Origin of the sequence: Staphylococcus simulans (genome assembly GCF_003043455.1) — a bacterium.
Lineage (GTDB): Bacteria > Bacillota > Bacilli > Staphylococcales > Staphylococcaceae > Staphylococcus > Staphylococcus simulans_A.
In genome coordinates this window covers 1-5,899 of the sequence record NZ_PZGG01000093.1, presented here as the reverse complement: position 1 = coordinate 5,899, position 5,899 = coordinate 1, and the positions used below count along the sequence as shown (strand labels likewise).

The 5,899-nt window shown below is 34.0% G+C and carries 6 protein-coding genes; all 6 read left to right on the top strand.

Translation table 11 applies throughout. The annotated features are described in order from the left end of the window. Positions 1-172: 172 nt before the first annotated feature. Positions 173-520, top strand: a complete 348-nt coding sequence (locus BU038_RS11655; RefSeq protein ID WP_107606159.1) for a hypothetical protein — start codon at positions 173-175, stop codon at positions 518-520. Positions 521-723: 203 nt separating this feature from the next. Further along, complete coding sequence (gene nikA, locus BU038_RS11650; protein ID WP_107606158.1) at positions 724-2,205, top strand: nickel ABC transporter substrate-binding protein; 1,482 nt, start codon at positions 724-726, stop codon at positions 2,203-2,205. Continuing rightward, positions 2,205-3,191 carry a nickel ABC transporter permease gene (gene nikB / locus BU038_RS11645; protein WP_428843603.1) on the top strand — a complete coding sequence of 329 codons (987 nt, stop codon included), beginning with the start codon at positions 2,205-2,207 and terminating at the stop codon, positions 3,189-3,191. The genes nikA and nikB overlap by 1 nt, the downstream gene beginning before the upstream one ends. Beyond that, on the top strand, positions 3,185-4,003 hold the full coding sequence (gene nikC, locus BU038_RS11640) for a nickel transporter permease (protein ID WP_107606160.1): 819 nt from the start codon (positions 3,185-3,187) through the stop codon (positions 4,001-4,003). The genes nikB and nikC overlap by 7 nt, the downstream gene beginning before the upstream one ends. After that, complete coding sequence (locus BU038_RS11635; RefSeq protein WP_107606156.1) at positions 3,996-4,781, top strand: ATP-binding cassette domain-containing protein; 786 nt, start codon at positions 3,996-3,998, stop codon at positions 4,779-4,781. The genes nikC and BU038_RS11635 overlap by 8 nt, the downstream gene beginning before the upstream one ends. Further along, entirely contained in the window at positions 4,774-5,469 is a 696-nt protein-coding gene (locus BU038_RS11630; RefSeq protein ID WP_107606155.1) for an ABC transporter ATP-binding protein, read from the top strand. The genes BU038_RS11635 and BU038_RS11630 overlap by 8 nt, the downstream gene beginning before the upstream one ends. Positions 5,470-5,899: the final 430 nt, after the last annotated feature.

Genomic DNA, 5,899 nt, shown 5'->3' with positions numbered 1-5,899 from the left:
ATAGAATTCCTCCTGCAATCTTATTAATAATTGTTATGAATAAATTATACATCAAGCTTTAGTTGAAAGCATCTAGCACAAACTTTGATTTATTTCATGTTTTAGTGACTTTACTGTACAATATATGTAAAATAAACGATTAATTTCTCATAAAAATGAGAGGGGTAAGTATATGACGATTTTTGATATGCCGAATTATTTATGGATTACGATTGTAGCTGTATTAATCGTAACTGTCTTTTTCGGTCTCGCTTTAAGTAAGTGGGTTGCACCTGCAGTATTAACCTTTGTGGTATTAGGTGTACTCGCATTCTTTTTACCGAACTTTTTCGATATCACATATCAGCCATTATTGGGGTATGCTGCATTTATGGCGATTATCAGTTTAATTGAAAGTTTCTTAGTTTGGTATTTTACACGTGACTTCAGACGTCGCCGTTTAGAAAAACGTCTTCAAAAAGAATTGTATGAACAAGAAGGCAGACGTTCACGTATACATGGTTTTCGCAGAAAAAAATAAATTTATTTATGATGCACAAGACTGTTTTTGTACAGTCTTGTTTTATTTTGTCTGTACCACACTGTTAACGCACTCTTCTTTTAAAATAAATATTTAAGTATTATAATTAAACAATGATGCCTATAGATAGAAAGGATGTGAACAGCATCTCAAAAAGATAATGTTCAAGCATACATATCACAACTTTAATTGAGATGTCTTTCATGAAACGATTACTTACATCACTTGCTGCTGGTGCAGTCTTACTTGCTGGATGCAGTCATAACGGAGGTTCATCATCAGCTGATGATCAATTAAAAGTCGAACTTCCACTAAAAACAACAACACTTGCCCCGTATGATACAGATGTCCCGGTTACAATTGGAGCAGCTGAAACCTTATTTAAAACAACTTCAAAAGGGGATATTAAACCTCATCTTGTTAAATCGTACGAACAACCATCAGATGACACATTAACTTTCACATTAAAAGATGGCATTAAATTCCAAAATGGACATGCGTTAACAGGTCAAGCTGTCAAAGATAGTTTGGAACAAGGTTTGAAAAACAGTGAATTGCTAAAAGCAACACTACCCATTGAATCTATTAAAGCTGAAGGCCAAAAAGTAACGATTAAAACTAAAGGTGCATATCCTGAGTTGATATCTGAACTTGCAAGTCCTTTTACCGCAATCTACGATACAAAATCAAAAACAGATATTAAACAAACACCTGTCGGCACAGGTCCGTATGCGATTAAAGATTTTAAACGTACACAACAAATCAATTTGAGTCAAAATAAAGATTATTGGCATGGTAAACCAGAATTAAAATCTATGAAAGTTACCTTTAATGAAGATGGTAGTTCAAGAACAGAACATGTACTCTCTGGCCGTACTGATGTCACGACTAATGTACCTGTAGATAAAATCAACAGCGTCAAAAAATCAGATAAAGCAAAATTAGAGAATACTTCAGGTTTCAGAACATCTCTGTTACTTTATAACCACACAAGTCCTAAAATGACTAAAGAAGTACGAGAAGCATTAGATGCTGTGATTAATCGACAACAAATCAGTGATAAAGTTGCAGATCATTATGCGAAACCTGCTAATGGGCCTTTCAATACGAAATTAGATTTTATTAAAGATAAGGCTATCCCAAAACAAGATATCTCTAAAGCGAAAGCACTGATGGAAAAAGCAGGCTATTCAGAGAAACATCCATTAAAATTGAATGTTTCATCTTACTCAGGCAGACCAGAACTGACTAAAATCTTACAAGTCATTCAATCCGATGCAAAAAAAGCACACATGCAAATTAAAATTCAAAATGTGGATGATATTGAAGGTTTCTTGAAAAACAAAAAAGATTGGGATGCTTCTATGTATAGTTTCGGTACCATCCCTAGAGGAGATACAGGTTACTTCTTTAATATGGCCTATAAAAAAGATGGTGCAGTAAACAAGGGCGCTTATCATAATCACAAAGTAGATCAATTGATTGAACAATTGAATCATACTGTAGATAAAAATGAACGCCATCACTTAACAAATGAAATTTTAGAAGTATCTAAACAAGAAGTTCCAAACAGTTATATCCTTTATAATGATCAAATCAATACGATGAATCAAAAGGTTGAAAATGTTCAAACGACACCAGAAGGTATCTACCTGATTGATGAAAAGGTAGATAAGCAGAAATGATAATTAAACATTTACTCTCTAGAATAGGACAAATGATCTTAGTATTATTTGTCCTTTCTACTATTACGTTTATTTTAATGAAACTGTCTCCTGGTGATCCGGTCAATAAAATGTTGCATTTGGATGTCGCAAATGTTTCTCATGACCAAATCGAACAAACTAGAGCGCAATTAGGATTAAATCAACCCATTCTTGTGCAGTGGTGGGAATGGTTTACGCATATTCTGCGCTTAGACTTCGGTACAAGTATTCAAACACAAGAGCCAGTTTTAAGTGAACTATTATTCTTCACACCACCCACACTCACTATCGCATTCGGTACATTATTGATTACATTATTATTATCTTTAACACTTGGAACATTAGCTGCTGTCTATTATCATACTTGGATTGACCGTACGATTCGTGTTATAACTTCAGCTTTTGTTTCTATTCCTTCATTCTTTTTAGGAATGTTATTGATTTATTTCTTAGCACAAAAACTAGAGCTTTTACCAGCAGCTGGTATTGATACACCTGCTGGTTATATTATGCCGATTATCGCGTTGAGTATCGGTTTGAGTGCATATCATATTCGATTAATGCGTTCGACTCTAATAGATTTATATCGGAGCAGAGAAGTAAAAGCATCACGAGCACGTGGTATGTCAGAAAGCTATATTCTATTTAAAGATATTTTCAAACCTGCGTTAATACCCGTTATTTCAATTATCGGGATGTCTATTGGCGGTTTAATTGGTAGCACTGTCGTTATTGAAAACTTATTTGATGTCCCTGGTATCGGTTATTTCTTAGTTGAAAGCATTCGTTCAAGAGATTATCCTGTCGTTCAAGGTGCCGTATTAATGATAGGTGCCTTTATAGTCATTGGTAATGCGATTGCTGATATTATTATCTTATTCTTAGATCCGACACAACGTTATAAACACTTGAAACCTAAATCGTTATGGTCACGCAGAAGAGAAGGGCGAGTGAAACAATTATGAGACTAACGAAACAAAACATCATTTTTTATGTTTTCGGTATCTATCTGCTTTTACTCATTCTTCTCCAATTTACAGTCACAAACAACCAAGCTTTAACTGTTCATTTAAATGACGCCTTACAAAATCCAGGTCCGCAGCACTGGCTTGGTACTGATGACTATGGCAGAGATTTATTTGCGCGCCTAGTAATCGGTGCACGTTATACACTTGCGATTACTTTGTTAACCATCGCATTAATTGTAATTATCGGAGTGCCTTTAGGCTTAATTGCAGGTTATCGAAAAGGTATATTAGATACTATTATTATGAGAATCATTGATATTGGTTTAGGTATTCCTGACTTCGTCCTAATGATTGCTTTTGCGAGTTTCTTTAAACCGAGCATTTGGAACTTGGTTATTGCGATTACTATCATCAACTGGATGACTTACACCAGAGTAACACGGACAATTGTAAACACAGAAATGAACAAAAATTATATCAAACTCGCACGCTATTTCCATGTGCCTAGCTATGTAATTATCTTTAAGCATTTATTACCGCAAGTGCTACCTTCATTAATCGTCTTGATAATTGTAGACATCGGTAAAATTATCTTGTACATTTCATCACTTTCATTCTTGGGATTAGGAGCGCAACCTCCTTCACCAGAATGGGGTGCCATGTTAGCTGCAGGAAGAGACTTCTTTACTGAACATCCGATTATGTTGTTGGCTCCAGCGACATTGATTTCTATTACTATTTTACTCTTTAATTTATCAGGAGATGCGTTACGAGATCATATCGCAGAAAGAAGGGGTATTCATGACTAACGTATTAATGCAGCTGAATAATTTGAATATCACGGATAAGCAGCAACGCTCCTTAATACAGCATTTAAACCTATCTATTTTAAAAGGTAAAGTAAATGTCTTAATCGGTGAAAGTGGTTCAGGGAAGAGTTTGACTGCAAGTACATTAATCGGTCAAACACCCAAAGAATTACAAGTATCTTATGATCAATTCTATTTTGAGAATCAACCCATTCAAACTATTAAACCTTTATTAGGTAAACGAATAGGTTATATTTCACAAGATTATGCACATAGTTTTAATAATCATACGCAGCTAGGTAAACAGTTAAGCTCGATATATCGCACGCACTATCCTGTTTCTAAACAGGAAGCATTACATCAAATTGAACGTGCTTTGAAATGGGTGAATTTAGACTCTACTGAAATTTTATCTAAATATCGTTTCATGTTATCAGGTGGACAGCTTGAACGTCTATATATCGCCAGTGTGTTAATGTTAGAACCCGATTTAATTATCGCGGATGAACCTGTCGCATCATTAGATGTATTAAATGGTCAGCGCATCATGAAACTAATTAAACATTTAGCTGAAGCTCACAATACGACTTTATTATTAATCACACATAACTTAACACATGTGATTCAATATGCGGACGAAATCAACGTCATTAAAGATGGTACTATAATTGAAAGTGGACCCGTCTCGCAATTTAAAGCAGGCAAGATAGATGCTTATACTAAACATTTATTAAATGCGAGAAGTCGCTTAATTCGAAAGGAAGATAAGCATGATTAAAATTAAGCATCTCAGTTTTGCGTATGACAAAGAAGATATTCTGCATAACATCAACCTCAATATCCAAAAGGGCGAATTAGTAGGGGTTATAGGAGAATCTGGTTCTGGTAAAACGACATTAATGAACTTGATTCTAGGTGATTTAACACCTATTCAAGGCACAATAGATATCAATTCGCCTCGTATCTTACCGATTTTCCAACAAGCGACGCAAAGCTTTAATCCAAAATTAACCCTTAAAGCATCATTAAAAGAACCTTTAAAATACTATGCGAATGCTGAACATTCCTTTGAGCAAGTTGTATTATCTTTAATGAAACAATTAGATATAGATACTCAACTCTTAACTCGCTATCCCGATCAAGTCAGCGGGGGACAATTACAACGTTTTAACGTCCTAAGAACTGTCATGTTGCAACCAGATGTGTTAATCTGTGATGAAATTACATCAAGCTTAGATGTTGTAGCTGAACAAAAATTAGTAGAAAAACTTAAAGCTATCCATGATCAGCAACAAACAACAATGATTATTATTTCACATGATATAGCGATGTTGAATCAAATTGTTGAACGAATGATTGTCATTCAAAATGGTCATATTGTAGATGACTTTAAAACCAATCAATTATTTGATGAATCAAGACATCCATATACGAAAGAACTTATAGCTGCTTATAATGAAAATTAAATCATTCATATAATATCCAGGTGCAAAGAGGTATCTGGATATTTTAATGCAATATCTTAGATTATGTAAACTAAAGACACATCAATCAATACAAATCAATTATCAGTTCTAAATCCAAGTTTTTATATACTTAAATCCATAACTTGTTATATATACGAAATTACCTAAACTAAAATACATAAAAACGGCTTTTTTGGTTTAGAATTTGCGGAAGTTCTGACTAAAGCGAACCAAAACAAAATCTCGGTGAACAATGTGTAACCAAAGTCATGCAAATACAACAACAATTTATCAATAGAAACATAATAGAGTATAGGTAAAGCCACATCTTCCACTCAATACATAACTTCCTATAATATATATTATGTAAACTAAAAGAACGAAAAGATTATTTATATATAGCTACCTCGCTTTTATGACTATATTTAGT

Coding starts and splice junctions, on each gene's coding strand:
- BU038_RS11655 (WP_107606159.1), top strand. CDS start 173: ATGACGATTTTTGATATGCCGAATTATTTATGGATTACGATTGTAGCT.
- nikA (WP_107606158.1), top strand. CDS start 724: ATGAAACGATTACTTACATCACTTGCTGCTGGTGCAGTCTTACTTGCT.
- BU038_RS11635 (WP_107606156.1), top strand. CDS start 3,996: ATGACTAACGTATTAATGCAGCTGAATAATTTGAATATCACGGATAAG.
- BU038_RS11630 (WP_107606155.1), top strand. CDS start 4,774: ATGATTAAAATTAAGCATCTCAGTTTTGCGTATGACAAAGAAGATATT.